Source organism: Chryseobacterium sp. D764 (assembly GCF_019317325.1).
GTDB lineage: Bacteria > Bacteroidota > Bacteroidia > Flavobacteriales > Weeksellaceae > Chryseobacterium.
Window position 1 is genome coordinate 314,526 of sequence record NZ_CP079219.1, and the last position, 21,912, is coordinate 336,437.

Annotated in this window: 12 protein-coding genes; 8 read left to right on the forward strand and 4 right to left on the reverse strand. The window is 37.7% G+C overall.

Features of this window, described 5'->3' with window-relative positions; genetic code table 11:
* Positions 1-4 precede the first annotated feature (4 nt).
* The 4 genes from KYG33_RS01370 to KYG33_RS01385 all read right to left on the reverse strand — a co-directional run bounded on the left by KYG33_RS01370 (position 5) and on the right by KYG33_RS01385 (position 5,728).
* Entirely contained in the window at positions 5-1,033 is a 1,029-nt protein-coding gene (locus KYG33_RS01370; protein ID WP_077417997.1) for a LacI family DNA-binding transcriptional regulator, read from the reverse strand.
* A 330-nt stretch (positions 1,034-1,363) separates the two neighbouring features.
* The gene (xylE, locus tag KYG33_RS01375; RefSeq protein ID WP_219072532.1) at positions 1,364-2,785 is read right to left on the reverse strand and encodes a D-xylose transporter XylE; all 1,422 of its coding nucleotides are present in this window, start codon (positions 2,783-2,785) and stop codon (positions 1,364-1,366) included.
* Positions 2,786-2,844: 59 nt separating this feature from the next.
* Positions 2,845-4,173 (reverse strand): xylose isomerase, encoded by a 1,329-nt coding sequence (gene xylA, locus KYG33_RS01380; RefSeq protein ID WP_180564044.1) that lies wholly within the window; start codon positions 4,171-4,173, stop codon positions 2,845-2,847.
* 67 nt (positions 4,174-4,240) lie between these two features.
* Entirely contained in the window at positions 4,241-5,728 is a 1,488-nt protein-coding gene (locus KYG33_RS01385; RefSeq protein WP_219072533.1) for a xylulokinase, read from the reverse strand.
* A gap of 512 nt (positions 5,729-6,240) precedes the next feature.
* Here KYG33_RS01385 and KYG33_RS01390 point away from each other — a divergent pair.
* From KYG33_RS01390 to KYG33_RS01425, 8 genes are all read left to right on the forward strand, one after another.
* Entirely contained in the window at positions 6,241-7,620 is a 1,380-nt protein-coding gene (locus KYG33_RS01390; RefSeq protein WP_077416288.1) for a glycoside hydrolase family 28 protein, read from the forward strand.
* 158 nt (positions 7,621-7,778) lie between these two features.
* Positions 7,779-9,101, forward strand: a complete 1,323-nt coding sequence (locus KYG33_RS01395; protein ID WP_219072534.1) for a rhamnogalacturonan acetylesterase — start codon at positions 7,779-7,781, stop codon at positions 9,099-9,101.
* A 12-nt stretch (positions 9,102-9,113) separates the two neighbouring features.
* Positions 9,114-11,891, forward strand: coding sequence for a glycosyl hydrolase (locus KYG33_RS01400; RefSeq protein WP_219072535.1), 2,778 nt, complete (start codon positions 9,114-9,116; stop codon positions 11,889-11,891).
* 75 nt (positions 11,892-11,966) lie between these two features.
* Positions 11,967-13,841, forward strand: coding sequence for a rhamnogalacturonan lyase (locus KYG33_RS01405; protein WP_077416291.1), 1,875 nt, complete (start codon positions 11,967-11,969; stop codon positions 13,839-13,841).
* 28 nt (positions 13,842-13,869) lie between these two features.
* Positions 13,870-15,033 carry a glycoside hydrolase family 88 protein gene (locus KYG33_RS01410; protein ID WP_219072536.1) on the forward strand — a complete coding sequence of 388 codons (1,164 nt, stop codon included), beginning with the start codon at positions 13,870-13,872 and terminating at the stop codon, positions 15,031-15,033.
* Between the two features lie 327 nt (positions 15,034-15,360).
* The gene (gene rhaT, locus KYG33_RS01415; protein ID WP_219072537.1) at positions 15,361-16,449 is read left to right on the forward strand and encodes an L-rhamnose/proton symporter RhaT; all 1,089 of its coding nucleotides are present in this window, start codon (positions 15,361-15,363) and stop codon (positions 16,447-16,449) included.
* Between the two features lie 326 nt (positions 16,450-16,775).
* Positions 16,776-19,814 (forward strand): SusC/RagA family TonB-linked outer membrane protein, encoded by a 3,039-nt coding sequence (locus KYG33_RS01420; protein ID WP_077416295.1) that lies wholly within the window; start codon positions 16,776-16,778, stop codon positions 19,812-19,814.
* 19 nt (positions 19,815-19,833) lie between these two features.
* Positions 19,834-21,912: a RagB/SusD family nutrient uptake outer membrane protein gene (locus tag KYG33_RS01425; RefSeq protein ID WP_219072538.1), complete on the forward strand. Its 2,079-nt coding sequence runs from the start codon at positions 19,834-19,836 to the stop codon at positions 21,910-21,912.

Genomic DNA, 21,912 nt, shown 5'->3' on the forward strand with positions numbered 1-21,912 from the left:
ATAGCTACCTTCTTTTCGAAGACTTCCTGATATAAAGCTGCGGCGCCAAAACCACCTTCTTCTCAATAGAAACCCCGGAACCATTTTCTTTCACACTATCAATAAAAACCTGTCCTGCCATTTTCCCCATCGTCAGGGGAGTCTGATCTACAGAACTTATCGGAAGCTCCATAAATTGAGTAAAAGGTTCATTAGAAAAGCCAATAACAGCAACCTCCTGCGGGATTTTAATTTTACGTTTTTTCAGTTCCTGACAAGCACCTAACGCAGCAAAATCACTGGATGAAAAGATGGCATCAGGAACAGATTTTTTATCCCAAAGTTTTTTAACTGCATCAATTCCTTCATCGATCGAACTTCCGGTTGTGATAATATTTTCTTCCTTAATGCTTAAATTATGGTCCAGTAAAGCCTGTTTGTACCCGTTCAGACGGTTCTCATAAATTTCCAGATTTAAGTCCCCGGAGAAATGACAAATATTTCTGTAGCCTTCATTAATCAAATGTTCAGTCGCCATATAACCGCCGCGATAATCGTCGATAGTTACTGTGCTGATTCCTGAAATGTCTTTTTTACGGTCAAAAAATATAATAGGAGTATTGGTGGTATTCAGAATATTCAGAATATGTTCGGTATCAATGGTCGTCTTGGAAACAGACATGAAAATACCGTCAACCTGAGCATTAAGCAAAGTGTTTAGGTGCCTTTTTTCAATAGTTACATCTTCATGGCTCTGGCAGATAATGACATGATAACCATGTGGGGAAAGCTCTTCTTCAATTCCGCGGATCACAGATGAAAAGAAATTGGTATTAATGTAAGGCACGATAATTCCTACGTTTTTTGTTTCCCCGCTTTTCAGAGCTTTGGCAAGGTTATTTTGCTTGTAGTTCATTTCTTTGGCAGTTTTCTTTACCAAATCTTTCGTTGCCTGGCTTATTCTCGGATGGTCGTTCAATGCTCTGGAAACAGTTGCCACACTTACGTTAAGCTTTTTCGAGATGTCATATATTGTGGCATTTTTCTTATTCATACATGCTTTTTCTGAAGTTTTGGGTATGTCCGGGATGACATACATTATAGTCGTAAATTTAATCAAATTATGTCTATCAAACAGGAAATATTGAGATTTTATACAAGATTAAGAGTGATTAAAATCAGATTAAACCTAAAAAATATTGAATTGCTTAATTTTTCTTGAGGTTGGGCTCAATTTTTAATTAAGAGAAAAACCGTATTCACTGGAAATAAGGCTCATTAATAAAGAAAATTTTATTTAATAATAAAAAACATCGATTAATTTAACCAAAAAGGGCACCGGAAACCGATGCCCTCATTACTAACTGTTGATATGAAGAAATAACTATTTTTTCCAAAGTTTTTCAATTTCCTCCAAAGATTTTCCTTTAGTTTCCGGAACCATTTTCCATACAAAAAATAGTGATAAAACACTCATCGCTCCATAAAAACCATAAGTAAAAGCTCCACTAAATTCCATCATAAAAGGATAGGTGGAGGAGATCAGGTAATTAGCAGCCCATTGGGCAGCAACGGCAACAGCAATCGCTGCACCCCGGATTTTGTTAGGAAAAAGTTCTGAAATTAAAACCCAACATATCGGTCCCCAGGACATCATAAAAGATGCCGTATAGATGATGATGAAAACCAAAGTTGCAATCCCGATGATATGCAAATAAGAGAAGATGGCAATGGCAAACATTCCAATTGCCATTCCTATGGAACCTACGATCAGTAAAGGTTTTCTTCCCCACTTGTCAACCGTGAAAATGGCTACAACCGTAAAGATGACGTTAACCAATCCCATAACCACGGTCTGCAGCATGGAAGCATCCTTATGAACACCCATGCTCTCAAAAATCCTCGGAGCGTAGTATAAAGCTACATTAATTCCTACAAACTGCTGAAAAACAGAAAGTAAAATCCCAATAATGATTACTGTTTTTCCGAATGCAAAAATCATACTTTTATGCTGGGTAGCAGTACCTTTGATTTCCTGAAAAATCTCATAGCCTCGAAGTTGACCATTAATTTTGGTTAAAATTTTAAGCGCTTCATCATCTTTTTTAATCAAGGTTAAATATCGTGGAGTTTCCGGAACAAAAAACAGTAAAATCCCGAATAAAGCAGCCGGAATGGTCAGTGATAAAAACATATAACGCCAACCGATATCGTTGATCCATTCTACTGATTTTCCGTCAGCAATGCCCCAATTGACAAAATACACCACCAGCATCCCGAAAATTATGGCAAACTGGTTTAAAGAAACCAATCTTCCGCGAACTTCAGCAGGAGCTATTTCTCCAATATACATCGGGCAAACTGCAGAAGCAAGACCAACACCAATTCCTCCAATAATTCTATAAAAGTTAAAAGCCAGCAAAACTCCCATTGATTGTTCGCCCTGCTTAAAAAATAAAAATTCAGGATAAGCAGCTCCCAAAGCACTGATGAAAAATAAAAATGCAGCTGCCATCAGTGATTTTTTCCTTCCTAACCTGGTGGAAAAATATCCGGAAACAGCCCCTCCAATCACGCACCCTATCAATGCACTGGAAATAGTTGCTCCATGAGCCAATGAGCTCAGCCCCAATGGGATAATTAAATATTCCTGAATGGATTTTTCTGCACCCGAAATGACGGCTGTATCATATCCAAACAAAAGCCCGCCCAAAGTGGCAACCAATGTAATCAGAGTGACATATACCATGTTGATTTCCGCCTTTGTTCCTGAAGAATATTTCGGCCCTGAATCTATTATTTGCATAGTCTCATATAGTTTTAGTTGTTAAAGATTAGGTACTTGTTAGTTAATCAGCATTTGTGTTATAAATACTGATTAATCAGGCTTTCCATATATTCCTGCTTACCGCTTTCTTGGCCTACTTCTCCAAGTCCTTCCGCATGGGCAGCCAGGTCAGTAAGAGATAATTTCCCCTCTTCAAAATCTTTACCTTTTCCGTTATTGAAAGAAGAATATCTGTTAGCTCTGATTTCAGAATATTTTGATTTTTCTAAAATAGCATCTGCAGCCAGGAAAGCTCTTGCAAAATTGTCCATTCCGCTGATATGAGCGATGAAAATATCCTCCAGATCCGTTGAGTTTCTTCTGATTTTAGCATCAAAATTTACACCTCCGCCCTGGAAGCCTCCTGCCTGAATAATCACCAGCATTGCTTGAGTCATTTCATATAAATCAACCGGGAATTGGTCTGTATCCCAACCATTTTGATAGTCTCCGCGGTTGGCATCAATACTTCCTAAAACGTTATTGTCAGCCGCAACTTGTAATTCATGTTCAAAAGTATGCTGGGCTAAAGTTGCGTGGTTGACCTCAAGGTTAAGCTTAAAATCATCCATTAAATCATATTGACGAAGAAAGTTTAAGCAGGTTGCCGCATCAAAATCATATTGATGTTTTGTAGGCTCCATTGGTTTTGGTTCAATAAAGAAGGTTCCTTTGAAGCCTTGTGAACGTGCATAATCTTTTGCCACGTGTAAAAATTTTGCCATATGTTCAAGCTCACGTTTCATGTTGGTGTTCAGTAAAGACATATATCCTTCACGACCGCCCCAGAAAACATAATTTTCTCCGCTTAACTTTATTGTTGCATCTAAGGCATTTTTAACCTGTCCTCCCGCATAAGCCAACACATCAAAAGATGGATTTGTAGCTGCACCATTCATAAATCGTGGATTGGAGAAACAGTTTGACGTTCCCCAAAGTAACTTTACTCCGGAAGCCGCCTGTTTTTCTTTAGCATAATCGGTTATGAATTCTATTCTTTTGGTTGATTCTCTGAAATTATCCGCTTCATCAATTAAATCATAATCGTGGAAACAGTAGTAAGGCATACCCAGTTTTGTGAAAAATTCGAAAGCCGCATCCATTTTTTCTGTTGCTCTTTGTTTAACATCTGTTGCTTTTAACCATTCAAAATGCTGTGTTCCCACTCCAAAAGGATCTCCACCCGTTGCACAGAATGTATGCCAGTAAGCCGTCGCAAATTTGAAATATTCTTTCATCGTTTTCCCGCGAACGACTTTGTTTTCGTTATAAAATTTGAAAGCCAGAGGATTGTCAGATTCTTTTCCTTCAAATTGAATTTTTCCAATTCCTTTGAAATACTCTTTGTTACCCATTGTAATTGCCATTATATTTTAGTTTTAAATAGATGAATGAATCAATGCAATCGATTGCATTGATGTGTTAAAAAATTTCTTAATTATTTAGATTTTGTAATAATTTTAATTTCCATTTCTCATAACTATCCTTGTACTGGTTATAGTTCTTAGTATCAGGATAATAGCTTTTTAAAATGTCTTTGTCAGTCAGGATTTCGTTTTGCGATTCGAATGCTCCGGCCCCCATGGCTGCAGCTCTTGCGGCGCCTGTAGAACCTGTGGAATTTATAATCCTTATTTCGGTATCCAAAATAGTAGTGATGGTCTGTGTGAATAAAGAAGAGCGGAATAAATTGTCACCACCTGCTTTTATAATACCTTTCTGAAGCCCGTCGGACATTAAAATATCAGTTCCATACACAAAAGAATAGGCAATACCTTCCAATCCTGCCCGGAAAAGATGTTCGCTTTTGTGACGGTTAAAGTTCAGGTTAAAAACAGACGATCCGATATCTTTATTATGCAGAACTCTCTCTGCTCCGTTTCCGAAGGGCAGGACAATAACTCCATCGGAACCGATTGGTATTTTTGAAGCTAAATCATTAATTTCGTGATAGCTGTGTCTTTTTTGGTCAACCTGATGTCGAAGCCAGCTGTATTGAATTCCAGCACCATTCAGGCAAAGCATTTTGCCGATTCTCGGTCGTTCCTTTGTGTGGTTAATGTGTGCAAAATTGTTAATCCTTACAGACTCCTTAGATTTAATATTATCAGTCACACCATAAACAACTCCGGAAGTTCCGCCTGTGGCTGCAATTTCTCCGAGATTCATTACATTGAGAGAAAATGCGTTATTGGGTTGATCTCCAGCGCGGTAATAAATAGGAATTCCTTCGGGAAGGCCACTTTCCTCTGCTCCCTGTTTTGAAACATAGCATTGTTCAGTGAAATTTTCCACAATATCAGAAACAAAAGATTCATCAATTTTCAGGTGTTGCAGCATTGTTTTTGAAACCTCATGTTTTTCAAAGTCCCAAAGTATACCCTCTGAAAGCCCTGTAACAGAAGTTGTTGCTTCACCGCTGAGCTTAAATGCAATGAAATCTCCCGGAAGCATAAATTTCCAGATCTTGTCATAGATTTCAGGAGCATTTTCCTGTACCCATTTCAGCTTGGATGCAGTGAAGTTGCCCGGAGAATTAAGCAGCTCTTTCATGCATTTTTCCTCTCCGATCTCATCAAAAATCCGGTCGCCAATTTCAACAGCCCGGCTGTCACACCATATAATTGACGGACAAAGGACCTGTTTGTCTTTTCCAATCAATACTAATCCATGCATCTGATAAGATATGCCGATTCCTTTAATCTCATTTTTGTGGATTTTGCTCTCTGCAATTATTTTTTGAGTGAGAATACGGAGGTTTTGCCACCATTCATCGGGGTTTTGTTCTGCCCAGCCTGCTTTTGGGGAATCTATCAACATCTCATGTTCCGGGTATTTGGCATGGGCGATTAATTTGCCCTGATCATCTACGATGGAAGCCTTTATCGATGAGCTTCCTACATCATAACCTATAAATTTCATTAATTATTAATAATTGTAATGCTTTAAATGTAATAATTTTATGTATTATACCGAGGGTTTTTGTAAATCTGTGAATTTTCAATATTATCAAGTGTTAAGCTATTGTTATTCAGTGTCTTAATTTTAATTAATTAATTTTTAGATACTTTAATTCTAATTAAATGAAACAAATTGAGAATTTAATTTTAACTAAAAACAGCTTTAAGGATCCAATATTGAGCAATCGATTGCGCAAAGTGAAGATTAATTTAGATTTTGATAGATGTTAATGGGGGATAAATCATCGCAAAATAATCAACATGAAAGAGCAGGATACCGCCAAATCCTAAAATGTATACTTTTATGAAAATGAAATGAAAGAATAATTTTCGTTATACAGTTGGAAATTATTTGCTGATTTTTTGCAAAAGCAAACTGAATAAATTGTATTTAAATGATATTCCTTTATTTTGCCATTCTTTTGAGTATTAAATTTTATTAATGAAAAATCAGATTTACAATAAATATAAATTATGAAATCTCAAAATACATCAAGCTTTTTACTATCTCTGTTGATATTCTTATTGTTTTCATCGGGGATAAAGAGCCAGGATAAATTTCCCGACGGCAGTATAATTCCAAAATGGTTTAAAGAAAATAAGCCTACAGATATCAATAAATTAGGTGAAAAATATATTCTTACCGATCATGGAGTGAAAAACGACAGTACGGTTCTTCAGACAAAACAGGTTCAGGCGGTCATTGATCTTGCAGCTAAAAATGGCGGCGGTGTAATTATTGTACCCAAAGGAACATTCCTGATCAGTTCTGTATTCTTCAAACAGGGAACACATTTGCATCTGGAGAACGGTGCGAAATTAAAAGGAAGCGATGATATCAGTGATTTTCCGGTTGTGGAAACAAGAATGGAAGGACAGACTGTAAAATATTTTCCTGCATTAATCAACGCAGATGGATTGAATGGTTTTACCATTTCAGGAAAAGGAACGCTTGACGGAAATGGATTGCACTTTTGGAAAGCATTCTGGAAAAGACGCCAGTGGAACCCTAAGTGTACCAATATGGACGAAATGAGACCAAGAATCATCTATATTTCAAATTCTAAAAACGTTCAGGTTGAAGGGATTACCGTAAAAAATTCCCCTTTCTGGAGTACTCATTATTATAAAAGTGAATTTGTAAAATTGTTAAACCTGACAATTCTTGCACCAAAAGAGCCGGTAAAAGCCCCAAGTACAGATGCTGTTGATATTGATGCCTGCACGAATTTCCTGATTAAAAACTGCTATATGTCGGTGAACGACGACGCCATCGCATTAAAAGGCGGAAAAGGCCCGAAAGCAGATAAAACTCCTGAAAATGGTGAAAACAGAAATATCATCATAGAAGATAACAGCTTTGGGTTTTGTCACAGTGTTCTCACTTGCGGCAGCGAATCTATCCATAATTATAATGTGATTCTGCGCAACTCAAAAGTGAAAGATGCTTCGAGGCTGCTGCACCTTAAAATGAGACCAGATACTCCTCAGCATTATGAATACATTACAGTTGAAAATATCACGGGCAATGTTAAAACTTTCTTGTATGTAAAAGGCTGGAACCAGTTTTTCGATTTGAAAGGAGAGGAAAGGCCTAAAAAATCTTTAGCGAATCATATTTTGATCAAAAATATTGACATCAGTTGTGAAACGGCATTCGATGTTGAAAAATCAGACTTGTATGATTTGACAGATTTCACGTTGGAAAATCTAAAAATAAAAGCGTTAAAACCTAAAGAGGAAAATTTGGATGCTATTAAAAATTTGAAAAAAAATAAAGTAAATGTTTCCCGGGTTGCTTCTTTAGGTCAATCTTACGACAAAAAAGACGATTCCGACATTGCCGCAAAATGAGTTGTTTTTCTAAAATATTCGTTCCGGTATATTTATGCTCCCAATTATTGCATTCTCAATCTAAGGAAATTCAGTTCCTGAGTGGGACGGATTCTGAGCATACAAAAGAATGGGATTTTTGGATAAATGCCGGGAGTCAATATTTTAATGGATTGATTATGAAAAATTGGATTGGAATTATAGTCATTTTTATTTGTACATCAATGTTTTCCCAACAAACCAATTTCAAATTTGATTTTGGTGGAAGCAGAACTCAGGATGGTTTTATTTCCATCACAGAATACTCTGAATTCAACAGGAAAGTGGGCTATGGATTCATGGATATTTCCGGCTTAAAATCAATCGACAGAGGAGGAAATGCTTTGACAGGAGATTATATTACCAGCGATAAACCTTTCTATTTTTCGGTGATAATTCCGGAAGGAAATTATGATATTAAGTTAAATTTAGGCGATTCTAAAGGAACTTCCCAAACAACAGTTCGTGTAGAAAATCGCCGTCTGATGTTGGATGATGTAAAAACAAAAGAAGGTGAAATGGTTGAAAAACTGATTACCGTTCATATTAAAGATAGCATTCTCCGTAATCAGGATGGAGTTGAAATTGGGATTGTAAAATTAAAGCCAAGAGAAAGAAGATACTTACATTGGGACAATGTACTGACGATTGAATTTAACGATAAAGCTCCAAAAGTTTGTGCAATAACCATTCAGCCCAACAAAACGGCGAAAACAATTTACCTGACAGGGGATTCCACGGTTGTAGATGCACAGTATGAACCTTGGGCCTCCTGGGGGCAAATGTTGCCCTGTTTTTTTGTTCCCGAAGAAGTTGTTATTGCCAATTACGCCGAAAGCGGGGAAACTTTGAAAGCCTTTGAAGACCGCCACCGAATTGATAAAATATGGAACAAGATTCAACCCGGGGATTATCTATTCATCCAGTTTGGGCATAATGACCAGAAGTATGGGAACAGCACAAAATCTGGTTATAAAAAAAGATTACAGGAATGGATTAATAAAGCAAAACAATTGGGAGCGATTCCGGTTTTAGTTACATCAATGAATCGAAGAGTTTTTGATAAAAATAATAAGATTGTCAATACCCTGGATGATTTTCCTGATGCCATGCGGGAAATTGCGAAAGAAGAAAATATATATTTAATCGACCTGAATGCAATGAGTAAAACGCTGTTTGAAGCGTTGGGACCGGAAAATTCTAAAAAAGCATTTGTCTATTATCCTGCAAATTCTTATCCCAATCAGCCGGATGCTTTGGCGGATGACACTCACTTTAATACCTATGGTGCTTATGAACTGGCAAAATGTGTGATAAAAAGTATTGTCGGTCAGAAGCTGCCTTTGGCTAAGTTTATTTCTAAAAAATATAAAGGTTTTGATTTAAATAAGCCTGATACTTTCGAAAATTTCCATTGGCCGGAAAGTGTCTTTATGGAATCTTTAAAACCGGATGGAAACTAAAAAAATAACAAAATGAATATTCAATCTATAGTAAAGGCGAGCCTATTTTGTTTTGCGTTCGGGAATCTTCCCGCACAAAATCCGTGGCCAAAAACCACTGAAATGGCAAAGCCGTGGACACGATGGTGGTGGATGGGAAATGCTGTCAATGAAAAAGGATTGGATAAAGAACTGATAATGCTTCATAAAGCAGGTTTCGGAGGTGTAGAAATCGTTCCCATTTATGGTGCAAAAGGCTTTGAAAATCAATACATCAATTATCTTTCTCCGGAGTGGATGAAAATGCTTCAATTCACTACAGACAAGGCAAAAAGTTTGAACATGGGAGTTGATATGTCCGTTGGAACAGGCTGGCCAATCGGCGGGCCGCAGGTTGGTGAAGAAGATACTGCCACAAAAATGATTGTCCAGACATATACGATTTCATCAGGTGAAAAGTTTTCTGAGAAAATCATTCTGAAAGATCAAAAACAAAAGGATTTAAAAACAATAAAGTTAGATATTGTAACGGCTTACAATGAAAAAAATGAAGCAGTTGTTTTAACCGATAAAATAACAAACGACGGTTCTCTCAATTGGAAACCGGATTCCGGGAAGTGGATAATGTATGCTGTTTTTACAGGTAAAACCTTACAAAAAGTAAAACGTGCAGCTCCGGGTGGTGAAGGTTATACCTTAGACCATTTCTCACCTGAGGCAACAAAAGATTATCTTAAAACTTTCGATAAAGCTTTTGGAAACTCAAACTACGGAATCCGTTCTTTTTTCAATGACAGTTATGAGGTTTATAATGCCGACTGGACCCCTTATTTTAAAAATGAATTTAAAAATAAGAGAGGATATGACCTGAGTCCATACATCAAATATCTTTTCAGTAACGAAGAAAATGAGATAACAGGCAGAATTAAATCTGATTATAGGGAAACCCTGAGCGAATTGATTTTGAGCAATTTTACTAAGGATTTTACGAACTGGGCTCGTTCCAAAAACTCAAAAAATACCAATCAGGCTCATGGCTCACCTGGAAATTTACTGGATTTGTATGCTGCAGTCGATATTCCGGAGTCTGAAAATTTCGGAAGTACAGCTTTTGATATTCCGGGGCTGAGGAGAGACAGTGCAGATGTGCAAAAATCTGATAAACCAGATATTAATATGCTGAAATTTGCTTCATCGGCTGCTAATGTTACGGGTAAACAGTTAATTTCAAATGAAACTTTTACCTGGCTTACAGAGCATTTTAAAACCTCCTGGTCGCAGGCAAAACCCGAAGTGGAGCAGGTTTTTTTATCGGGAATCAATCACGTCTTTTATCACGGCACAACGTATACACCGGCCGATGTTCCTTTTCCGGGATGGCTGTTTTATGCTTCGGTTAATTTTGTTCCGGAAAATAGCTTGTGGCCCCATTTAATGGGATTAAATTCTTATGTAGCACGTACTCAAAGTGTTTTGCAGAGCGGGAAACCTGATAATGAATTGTTGATGTACTGGCCAATTTATGACCAATGGGCCAATCCGAAAGGGAAGGATATAGCATTTAAAGTTCATAACGTGGAAAAATGGCTGCAGCCAACTCCGATGTATGAAAATCTAACGAAACTAAGTAAAATGGGCTATGCTCTTGATATGGTTTCTGACAAGATGATTGGCGAAGCTAAATCGGAAAACCAGAAAATTCAGACTGCAAAAGAAGGATCTTCTTACCAGGTTTTAATCATTCCTGAATCAACTTATTTACCGGAAACTACGTTACATAATATTCTCAAATTAGCTCAAAATGGCGCCTCGGTTATTTTTCAAAATAAGCCAAAAGATATTCCCGGAAATTTGGAAGTTGAAAAAAGAAGAGCAGAACTAAAATCATTGTGGGCTCAGATCCAGTTTCAGAATCAGGGTGAAAATATAAACATTGCAAGCTTCGGAAAAGGAAAAATTGTTCTAAGTTCTGATATTGAAAAAGGCCTGGAATATTTAAAAATACAAAGAGAAAAATTAACGGAAACAGGATTGAAGTTTGTGAGAAGGCAGTTTGACGGAGGAAAATACTATTTCATTGTTAACCATACTGCAAAGGATATTGATCAGTTTCTTCCTTTTAACTATACAGGAAAACAAGCCGTCATCATGAATCCTGAAAACGGAGGTTTCGGAGTTGCGGAAACCCATAACAATTCCGTGAGAATTCAACTTAAATCAGGACAGTCTTTAATTTTAAAAAACAGTGAAACTGTCGATCATTCCATTGCAAAATGGAATTATACTGAAAAGACAGGTTCTCCTATCAGTTTAAATCAAGCATGGAAGCTGACTTTCAAAGAAGGCGGCCCGGAACTTCCAAAATCAAGGACTCTAAAAAATCTGGAACCCTGGACAAACTTTTCAGAAGATCCTGCAACACAGAGTTTTTCAGGAACCGGCGTTTATACAACCACATTAAATTTGAAGAATAAAAAAGCAGACGATTATCTTTTAAAATTCGATCAGCTGTATGAAAGTGCAAAAATAATTGTTAACGGTCAGGAAGCGGGGATTGTCTGGAGTATTCCTTTTGAAATCAACATCGGGAAATATCTGAAAAAAGGGAAAAACACCATTCAGATTGAAGTTTGCAATTTGATGGCGAATAGAATACGTTATATGGATCAGAATAAAATTCAATGGCGTAATTATCACGAAATCAACTTTGTAAATATTAATTATAAAGCTTTTGATGCATCCGGTTGGAAAGTTCAGCCTTCCGGATTGGAAGGGCAAATTCAGCTATTTCCATTATATTATTCGAAATAGAATTAAAATAAGGTAAAATATATCAAAATAAATTGCGCAATCGATTGAATTATGTTAATTTAATAGTTCAGAATTATGAATATAAAATATAACTTTATTGTAGTGATCATTCTTTTTTCACATCTCTTTTCAGCGCAAAGGCAAATGGAGTATTTAAAAAGAGGAATTGTTGCAGTACCTTCAGAATCGGGGGTTTTTGTAAGTTGGCGTTTACTGGGTACAGAACCTCAGAATATTCAGTTTGATTTATATCGTATTGAAAAGAGCAAAAGCAAAAAACTGAACGAAAAACCATTGCTTAATGAAACCAGTTTTTTAGATACAACGGTGGATAAAACAAAGAATTACACTTATTTCGTAAGATCCAATACCCAGAATCAGGAGATTGATCAGGATTCTGCGAAATATGCTGCTAATCAAAAACCCTATTTTTCAATTCCTTTAAAAACTCCGGCCGGATATACGCCAAACGATGCTTCTGTGACCGATCTGGACGGAGATGGTGAGTATGAAATTATCCTTCATCAGACAGGGCAATCCAGAGACAACAGTCAGAAAGGTTTTACGGATGAGCCCATTATTCAGGCTTATAAATTGAACGGAAAGTTGTTGTGGGAAATTAACTTGGGAAAAAATATCAGGGAAGGGGCGCATTACACCCAGTTTTTAGTGTACGATTTAGACCAGGACGGCAAAGCAGAAGTCGTCATGAAGACAGCAGATGGAAGCAGGGATGGTAAAGGAAGATTCATCGGAGACCCTGCCAAAGATTATCGCAATGAGAACGGATTTATTCTTTCCGGACCTGAATATTTGACTGTTTTTAATGGTGAAACAGGTGAGGAGATTAATACAGTTCATTATGAAGTTCCCAGATTTGCAGGCAGTTTAAATCCAACTCCTGAACAAATGACCGAGACTTGGGGCGATGCAAAAGGAAACCGTATTGACCGGTTTTTGGGTGCAGTTGCTTATCTGGACGGCAAAAGGCCCAGCATCATTATGTCGAGAGGTTATTATACCCGAACGACGATCGCAGCCTGGGATTATAAAGATAAAAAGCTCAGTTTGAGATGGCTGTTCGATACGGAAAGTTCGGAAGAAAATAAAAAATACCGGGGTCAGGGAAATCATAACCTGAGCATTGCCGACGTTGATAATGATGGAAAAGATGAAATTATCTTTGGTGCAATGACGGTTGATGATAATGGAAAAGTCTTGAACAGCACGGGCTTTGGCCACGGTGATGCGTTGCACGTGGGTGATCTGGATCCTTCTTCTCCCGGATTGGAAATTTTCGATATTCAGGAAAGATTTGATGATGCGGGCGCCCATTTCAGAACCGGCGCAACAGGTAAAGTTTTATGGAAATTACCTTCTTTGATTTATAGTAAACAGGGCAAATTTCAGGGACCGGGAAGAGGACTGTCTTTAAATATCGATCCCCGTTATCAAGGTTCAGAATCTTGGGCGGCGGGAGCTGGTGTAAAAGGCATTTACGATACTAAAGGAAGAAAAATAAGTGATAAAAATCCTGCCTGTAATATGGGAATTTATTGGGATGGGGATTTTTTAAGCGAAATTTTAGACGGAACTTCTGTATCAAAATGGGACTGGAAGAAAGAAAAGTCCAATCTAATTTTTGATGCTAAAGATTTTCAGTGCGAATCCAACAACGGGACCAAGAAAAATCCTTCTTTGGTTGCCGATTTATTTGGAGACTGGCGGGAAGAGTTGATTTACAGAACCTCAGATAACCAGGAGCTCCGGATTTTCAGCTCTACCATTCCTACGAAGCACCGTTTGTATACGATGATGCATAATCCGCAATATCGGTTGAGCATTGTTTGGCAAAATGTAGGCTACAACCAGCCTCCCCATACTGATTATTATTTGGATGAATCTGTTTCAAAAGTTCCTTCACCAAATATTTATACGGTTAAACCTTAAATTTTCTAAAATAAAAAATAATATAATTATGAAGAAAGTACTAATGAGAGTCACTTTTTCTGCGTTGATGTTCGGAGTTTTATATTCCTGCTCAGTTCAGAAACAAACGGCGGAAAAGAACATTAATCTTCCGGATAAAAAAGAAGTTTTGGAAGTTTCACGAAGGGCAAATCAATATTTCATGAACAAATGGCCGGATGCGGGAAAGGAAATTGTCGGAAAAAAAGTCTGGCCAAGCAATCTGTGGACGAGGGCCGTTTACTATGAAGGACTGATGGCTCTGTATAAAATAGACCCTAAAAAAGAGTATTACGATTACGCTGTCGATTGGTCTCAAAAACACAACTGGGATATGATGCGTGATACCTACACCCGTAATGCGGATAATCAGGCTTGCGGACAAACGTATCTGGATCTTTATGAAATGGATGGCAAAAAAAATCCGGAGAGAATAAAATTTGTGAAAGCCTCTATGGACAGTATGATTGCCTCTAAAAAATCAGATGACTGGTGGTGGATTGATGCGCTTCAAATGGGAATGCCGATTTTTACAAAGCTGGGCAGAATTACAGGCGAACAAAAATATTTTGATAAAAATTATGAGATGTATGCCTTTACGAAATATAAGCATGGAGGAAATGGTTTATACAACCCAAAAGACAAACTTTGGTGGCGGGATAAAAGCTTCGTTCCCCCTTACACAGAACCCAACGGTGAAGATTGCTACTGGAGCCGCGGAAACGGCTGGGTAGTTGCAGCTCTGGCCCGGACGCTGGATGATACCCCGGAATCTGACCCGCATTATCAGGAATATTTACAGGATTACAAAGACCTGTTATCAGCTTTGTTATCTATTCAGAGGGAAGATGGCTTTTGGAATGCAAGCCTGCATGATCCTGGCAATTTCGGAGGTAAAGAAATGACGGGCACAGCTCTGTTTGTGTATGGAATGGCATATGGAATTAATAAAGGATTGATTGATAAAAAGACATATTTACCCGTTGTTGTAAAAGCCTGGAGTGCGATTGTAAAAGATTCTGTTCAGCCGAATGGATTTTTGGGCTGGGTTCAGGGAACAGGAAAAGAACCTAAAGACGGTCAGCCGCTTGCTATTGACAAACAGCCTGATTTTGAAGATTATGGTTTAGGCTGTCTGTTACTTGCTGCCAGTGAAGTGTATCAATTAAAATAACCAATATTCAAAATTGTTAACATTCATTGAATTAATATATTGACTTAGGAAGCAGGAGCGTTAAGAAAATTAATTCTGTGAACGTTAAGAAAATTCTACTGTTTGAAGCGCGAGACAAATACTTAATCGAAGAACTCATATTGAAATCGCGCAAGTTTTAGAATTTTTAGAGAATAGAATTAATTTTTAGTGATGATTCCAGGTCTTGAATTTTTGATTCTTTTGTTTTAAGACAAAAGAATTAGAATTAATATTACAACATGACACTACAAGATGCGCAATCGATTTCATAGTATTAATTTTCAAATTCAATCCATAAGATAAATTATGAATACATTATTAGGAGTTTTTTTTCACTTCTTAGGAGGTTTTTCTTCAGGGAGCTTTTATTTGCCCTACAAAAAAGTAAAAGGCTGGTCCTGGGAAACCTACTGGTTAATAGGAGGAGTTTTTTCCTGGATCATTGTTCCGCCGCTTGCGGCATTTCTTACTATTCCTGGTTTTTGGGAAATCATTCAGAATGAAAGGTCTTCCATATTGGGACTGACATTTTTGTTTGGTGCTTTGTGGGGAATTGGTGGTTTTACTTATGGTTTGGGCGTTAGATATCTGGGCGTAGCGCTCGGAAGCAGCATTATTTTGGGGCTTTGTATGGTATTTGGCTCGCTCGTTCCTTCTATTTATTATGAATTTTCTCCACAAATAGGAAAAGACAATATCGGTTTGCTGTTTTCCAGCCGATGGGGACAGTTTGTTTTATTAGGGCTTCTGGTCTGTGTTATCGGAATCATCATCAGCGGAAAAGCAGGAATGATGAAAGAAAAAGAATTACAAACCGATTCAATAGATCCTCACGAAGTAGGAGTAAAAACGGAATATAAATTCGGACTGGGATTAATTGTTTCTATCATATCCGGGATTTTAAGCGCATGCTTCAACTTCGGGCTTGAAGCCGGAAAACCAATGGCAATTGCAGCCAATGAAGCCTGGAAAATAGCTCATCCGGATCAGGGAGAATTCCTATTTCAAAATAATGTAACCTACGTTGTTGTACTTTGGGGCGGTATGGCAGTCAATCTGATTGGGTGTTTGTATTTAGCCGTTAAAAATAAATCCTATATCGATTATACTAAAAGAAACGTACCGGTTGTACGCAACCTGATTTTCTGTGCACTTGCCGGAACCATGTGGTTTTTACAGTTCTTCTTTTACGGTATGGGCGAAAGTAAAATGGGAAATGGTGCCAGTTCATGGATTTTGCACATGGCCTTTATCATTTTCATTGCTAATTTATGGGGTATTATTATCAAAGAATGGAAAGGAGTTTCCAAAAAAACGATTATAACCATTTCTGTCGGAATGATCGTAATGTTTATCTCTATTTTGATTGTAGGATACGGAAATTCTTTACGATAAACTTCATGTACGATTTTACATTCATTCATATAGTTTCAGAGTTATAATTTTAGCTCTTTTAAAGGCACTGAAAAAAATCAGTGTCTTTTTATTAAAAGTAATTTAACTGTAAAAGGAAGTGTTCATTAAAAAAGGAGTTTTTAATTCACGGTTTAGTTAAGTATTTTGTTAAATAGTTGATGATTTACAATTGTTTTGTTGTTTATTTTACAATATAACTTAAATATTATGGTTGATAATGGTGAATTATGAATATTTCAATACAGGATATTGCAGGATGCCCGGGTTTTTGTAACGGTGTATTTTGGTAACATAAAAATTAAGATATGTCTTTAATAGTTAAACATAAAAATATAAAGCGAATCGTCTTTCCGGCATTTATGCTTTCAACAAGTTTTGTCTGGGGGCAAAAGGCGGTAAATGATTCTGTGAAAAACACAAAAGATATTGAGGAAGTAGTTGTTATCGGTTATGGTAAAGTTAAGAAGTCAGACTTAACAGGATCTGTTTCTTCAGTTTCCGCAAAAGATTTGGCAGCTACACCGGCAATGAATGCTTTACAGGCGCTGCAGGGAAGAGCATCAGGTCTGAATATTGTGACAGCAGGTGGTGCTCCGGGAGCCAATGCAAACGTTACGATCAGGGGTGGTTCTTCCATAACTCAAAGTTCCGATCCGCTGTATATTGTAGACGGTTTCCAATTGGATAATGCTTTGAATGTGATAAATCCTAATGATATTGAAAGTATCGATGTACTGAAAGGAGCTTCCGCTATTGCCATTTACGGAGCCCGTGGTTCTAACGGTATTATTGTTATTAAAACTAAAAGCGGAAAAAAAGGAAAAACGATTATCACCTACAATACTTTTATGTCATTTGATATGCTTTCAAAGAAATTGGATATGCTCTCCAATGTGGAACAATATGTAAAGTATCAGTACGAATTGGGAGTTCTTCAGTCCAAACCATCAGCGTGGAGTAATGTTTTTGACAATAATCTGGGGACTGATTCACCGGGATTTTATTCTGAAGCCTATCAGAGAATTGCCAATCGCTACGGATCGGCTTCCGCATTAGACTGGCAGGAAAAAATGCTGGGAGGAACAGGGTTAACTCAAAACCACAATGTAAATGTTTCTGTAGGAAATGATAAAACACAGGCATTCATCAGTTATAATTACAATAAACAGGATGGATTGCTTCAAAACTACAGCGAGACAAGAAATTCGTTACGTGCCAATATCAATTCAGAATTGTATAAAGGGGTAAGAGTAGATTTCAATACCATGTTTACAAACAATTCTGTAAACGGTGGAGGTGCTTATTCAGGAATGAAAAAAATTCTTCTCCAGCCTATTACCGGAGGTACATTATTTACTCAGGATCATTTGTTCAACACTCAAACTTTCCCGGATTTTTCAGCTTTGGATTCTGGTTTTGATACAGAAAATCCGTACATAGAAACCCAGGCTTCAACTTCAAACAAGCGTACCAGAACATTTCTAGCCAACGCAGGTGTAGAATTTGACTTCCTGAAAAACTTCACATGGAGAACTGCCGGACAATATAGCTGGACAAACAGCAAATCAACATCATTTTCAGACAGAAATTCCCGTGCGTTTCTTACAGATCCTATCAATACAGGAATCAACGGAAGTATCGCCAATGCAGAAACACTCCGTTATCAGATCACCAATACTTTAAATTATAATAAAACTTTTGGTGAAAAACACAAAGTAAATGCTTTAATCGGGAACGAAATCTGGTATGAAGAATCCGAAGGAAGCAGCATGAAGCTTACCAAATTTCCATATCCTAATTTCGGACTGGATGATATTGCCAATGCAACGGTGGCAGATAAAAATACCGACAGATCGAGCATGAGCTTACTTTCCTATTTTGCCCGTGTGAATTATAATTATGATAATCGTTATTTAATTACAGGAACAATACGTGCGGATGGTTCTTCAAAATTTGCAGAAGGTTCCCGCTGGGGATATTTTCCATCTGTAGCGGGTGCATGGCGTGTTTCCCAGGAAAATTTCTGGCAGGATCATAAGATCGATAAAATTGTTAATGATTTTAAATTAAGAATTGAATATGGGGTAACCGGTAATAATGGGGTCGCTAATAACCTGTGGAGAACCAATGTCTTACTTACAGATTATCCAATAAATAATACTCAGGGATATCCGGCATACGTTACCAGTACAAACTGGGGAAACAGAGATCTTCAGTGGGAAGAACTGAGAACGACCAATATTGGGGTAGATCTCGCTTTTTTTAATAACAGAATTAAACTGACTTCCGAATGGTACAATAATAATGTAAGCAAAATGCTGCTTGAAAGTGTACTTCCCGTTTCTTCAGGATATTCAAGACAATATCAGAATATCGGTTCTATGAGAAACAGAGGGATGGAATTCACATTAAATACGGTGAATTTAAAATCAGAAAACTTCAGATGGACTACAGATTTTAATATTTCTTTCAATAAATCTAAAGTTCTTTCCCTTGAAGACGGAAGACAGGACAGACAGTTTAGTGTTGGAGGCAGCAGAACAGGAATGGTGACCTACTATGCAACGGTAGGAGAAGAGCTGGGCGATATGTACGGGTATGTTTATCAGGGAGTTTATACTACGGACGATTTTACCCAAAATCCGGACGGATCTTTAACCTTAAAGCCGGGTGTTGTAAAACCTGCAACCGGAACCCCTAAACCGGGCGATATGAAATTTGCTGCTGATAATGAAGCAGGAGATCAGTTTACAAGAAAAATGCAGAAGATCGGTAACGGTACTCCGGACTTTATCGGGGGAATCAGTAATAATTTCTCTTACAAAGGTTTTGACCTGGCTGTATTTATGAAATTTAGCGTCGGGAATGATATTTATAATGCGACTAAACAAAGTTTAAGCCCATATGCAATGTTCCAGAATGTTCCTTCAGAATTCGGAAACAATTATTACCATTTGATTGATCCTAATACGGGGCAGGCAACAACCAATTTAGTAAGATTAAAAGAACTGAATCCAAACGAAGATTCAAGCCTTTGGAGCTTAAGCAATACAAACACTTCAAATATTGCCTATCCATCATCATACTATGTAGAAAACGGTTCTTATCTGAGAATTGCCCAGGTAACACTAGGATATTCTTTTCCTAAAGAATTTTTGAATAAAGTGATGTTGTCCCATGCCCGTATCTATTTTACCGTTAATAATTTGGCGACGATTACAGGTTATTCAGGTTATGACCCTGAAGTTTCTGCGGCAAGCGGGGTGACTGTCACACCTGGGTACGACAGTTCTACGTATCCCCGTTCAAGAAGCTATGTTCTTGGTCTTAATTTAACTTTCTAATGATGTAATATTTAAAATCATGAAAAATATATATAATACTCCCGTGTTTTTAAGAAAATTAGTCATTCTTCCCTCAATTTTCGTTGCTGTTTTAGCGATGAATTCATGCAGTGACGATTTTCTGGATCAACCCGCTTACAATTCATTGGATACAGAATCCGTATTTAAAAATATAGATACTGCAGAAATGTTTGTTCTGGGCTGTTACAGAGGTATTGTTCCAACTGAAATGTATTATCAGTTAGGAGCCGGAGATACAGTAACCCACTCTTCAGAAGATGGCTCTACCAATAATTCCAAATATAATATTGCCAACTATCAATATGATGCGTATACTCCTAATACGGTAACGGGGATTTACTCTGCCATGTATGCAGTTATTGAAAGAACAAATATTGCAGTCAGCGGATTAAGCAAAATGGAAGCAAGCCCAAAACGTGATGCTTTATTGGCTGAAGTTAAGGCCATTCGTGCATTTTGTTACTATAATTTAATTCGTGTTTACGGAGACGTTCCTTCAGTTTTTAAACCTTTGGATGAGATGGATCCGAATGATCCGAATACATTATATCCAAAACGTACTTCAAGAGACGAAATTTATGATCATATCATTGCTGATCTTCAGGAATCTGTAGCAAACATTCCAAGTTTTGGACAAAGCGGATATGCAACAACAGAACGTTTAACAAAACATGGAGTCAATGCCCTATTGGCAAGAATTGCTCTGTATGCAGCAGGATACTCTCTTCGTTGGGACCTGAATACAGGAAGCGGAGCCATGATGTCGCGTCGCAATGATAACAGTAGGATTCAACAACTATATCAGATTGCGGATAATGCCTGTGCTGCTGTTATTAACGGAGGCGCCAATTCTCTGGTTCAGGCTCAGGGGGGCAAAAGTGGTTTTGAAGCCTTGTGGTTCAATTTCTGTCAAAGAAAATTTTCAGTGACCAACTCAGAAATTCTTTGGCAGGTTGCAGAATACGGAGCAAATACAAATTCGGCTTTCGGAGTCTATGCCAATGAAGGTTCTCGTGGGGGAACGTACGGATCAAGAAAGGCATTACAATTTATTCTTCCTAGCTATTATTTATCTTTTAATCAGGGAGATACGCGCAGAGATGTTTCTTGTACTTCTTACAGTGTATATTTCTTAAACAATGGTAATGCAAGTGACACCTGGGTGAATGCAGGAACTACATTTTCCTGCATTCTGTCAGGTAAATTCAGAATGGGATGGTGTGTGGCTCCGCAGGCGGCTGATGCACGTAATTTAAATATTCCTGTGTTAAGATATGCAGATGTTTTATTAATGTATGCAGAAACTCAAAACTATCTAAACGGAGGACCTACTGCTGCAGGAATTTCTGCTTTAATGCAGGTAAGAAACCGTGCAGGAATAGGTGCTGTGCCGGCTCCGTCTGGTCAGCAGGCATTTGAAGCCGCTATTGTTCAGGAGCGTAAATGGGAATTTGCAGGAGAGTTTAATCTTCGTACAGATCTGATCCGTATGAATCGTTTGGCAAGTGAAATTGAAGCGACAAAACAGGCGATGAAAAACTTGTCAAACAAAACAGGAGCCTATGCCAATACACCTGTTTACAGACTTTATAAACTAGAAAAAAATGCGCAGATTTATGGTGATCCGTTTTTAGCATTGAAATATATTGATATTACAGACCCTGCAGAAATTGCAGTAATCACTAATGTTCCGACGAGTTCTACAGGTTTCGCGAATTACCAGACAGCATTAAGAGGTATTGCAGTAGCAAACGGACAAACCACTACAATAGATGACAAATGGTATCCTGCGAATATGTTCCAGGCTTATAACAGTACATTTAACAGCAATGCAAAAAGGACAGCCGGATTCATAGGAGCTGCTGCAGGCCAGCTTCAGATCGGTAATATCATCTATACCAAACCAACCGGTTCAGCCGAAAACGGAGGAGTATATCCGAACTGGATTGAAGGTGGAGGAGATGGTCTTTTCTACGGATTTGTACCCAATAAAACAGAATTGTTGCCTTTTGCCGCACAGTCGGCAGGTCATCCGTTGGTTGATAATCCAAATCTGTCTCAGCTTCCCGGATACTAA

Coding starts and splice junctions, on each gene's coding strand:
- KYG33_RS01370 (WP_077417997.1), bottom strand. CDS start 1,033: ATGAATAAGAAAAATGCCACAATATATGACATCTCGAAAAAGCTTAAC.
- xylE (WP_219072532.1), bottom strand. CDS start 2,785: ATGCAAATAATAGATTCAGGGCCGAAATATTCTTCAGGAACAAAGGCG.
- xylA (WP_180564044.1), bottom strand. CDS start 4,173: ATGGCAATTACAATGGGTAACAAAGAGTATTTCAAAGGAATTGGAAAA.
- KYG33_RS01385 (WP_219072533.1), bottom strand. CDS start 5,728: ATGAAATTTATAGGTTATGATGTAGGAAGCTCATCGATAAAGGCTTCC.
- KYG33_RS01390 (WP_077416288.1), top strand. CDS start 6,241: ATGAAATCTCAAAATACATCAAGCTTTTTACTATCTCTGTTGATATTC.
- KYG33_RS01395 (WP_219072534.1), top strand. CDS start 7,779: ATGAAAAATTGGATTGGAATTATAGTCATTTTTATTTGTACATCAATG.
- KYG33_RS01400 (WP_219072535.1), top strand. CDS start 9,114: ATGAATATTCAATCTATAGTAAAGGCGAGCCTATTTTGTTTTGCGTTC.
- KYG33_RS01405 (WP_077416291.1), top strand. CDS start 11,967: ATGAATATAAAATATAACTTTATTGTAGTGATCATTCTTTTTTCACAT.
- KYG33_RS01410 (WP_219072536.1), top strand. CDS start 13,870: ATGAAGAAAGTACTAATGAGAGTCACTTTTTCTGCGTTGATGTTCGGA.
- rhaT (WP_219072537.1), top strand. CDS start 15,361: ATGAATACATTATTAGGAGTTTTTTTTCACTTCTTAGGAGGTTTTTCT.
- KYG33_RS01420 (WP_077416295.1), top strand. CDS start 16,776: ATGTCTTTAATAGTTAAACATAAAAATATAAAGCGAATCGTCTTTCCG.
- KYG33_RS01425 (WP_219072538.1), top strand. CDS start 19,834: ATGAAAAATATATATAATACTCCCGTGTTTTTAAGAAAATTAGTCATT.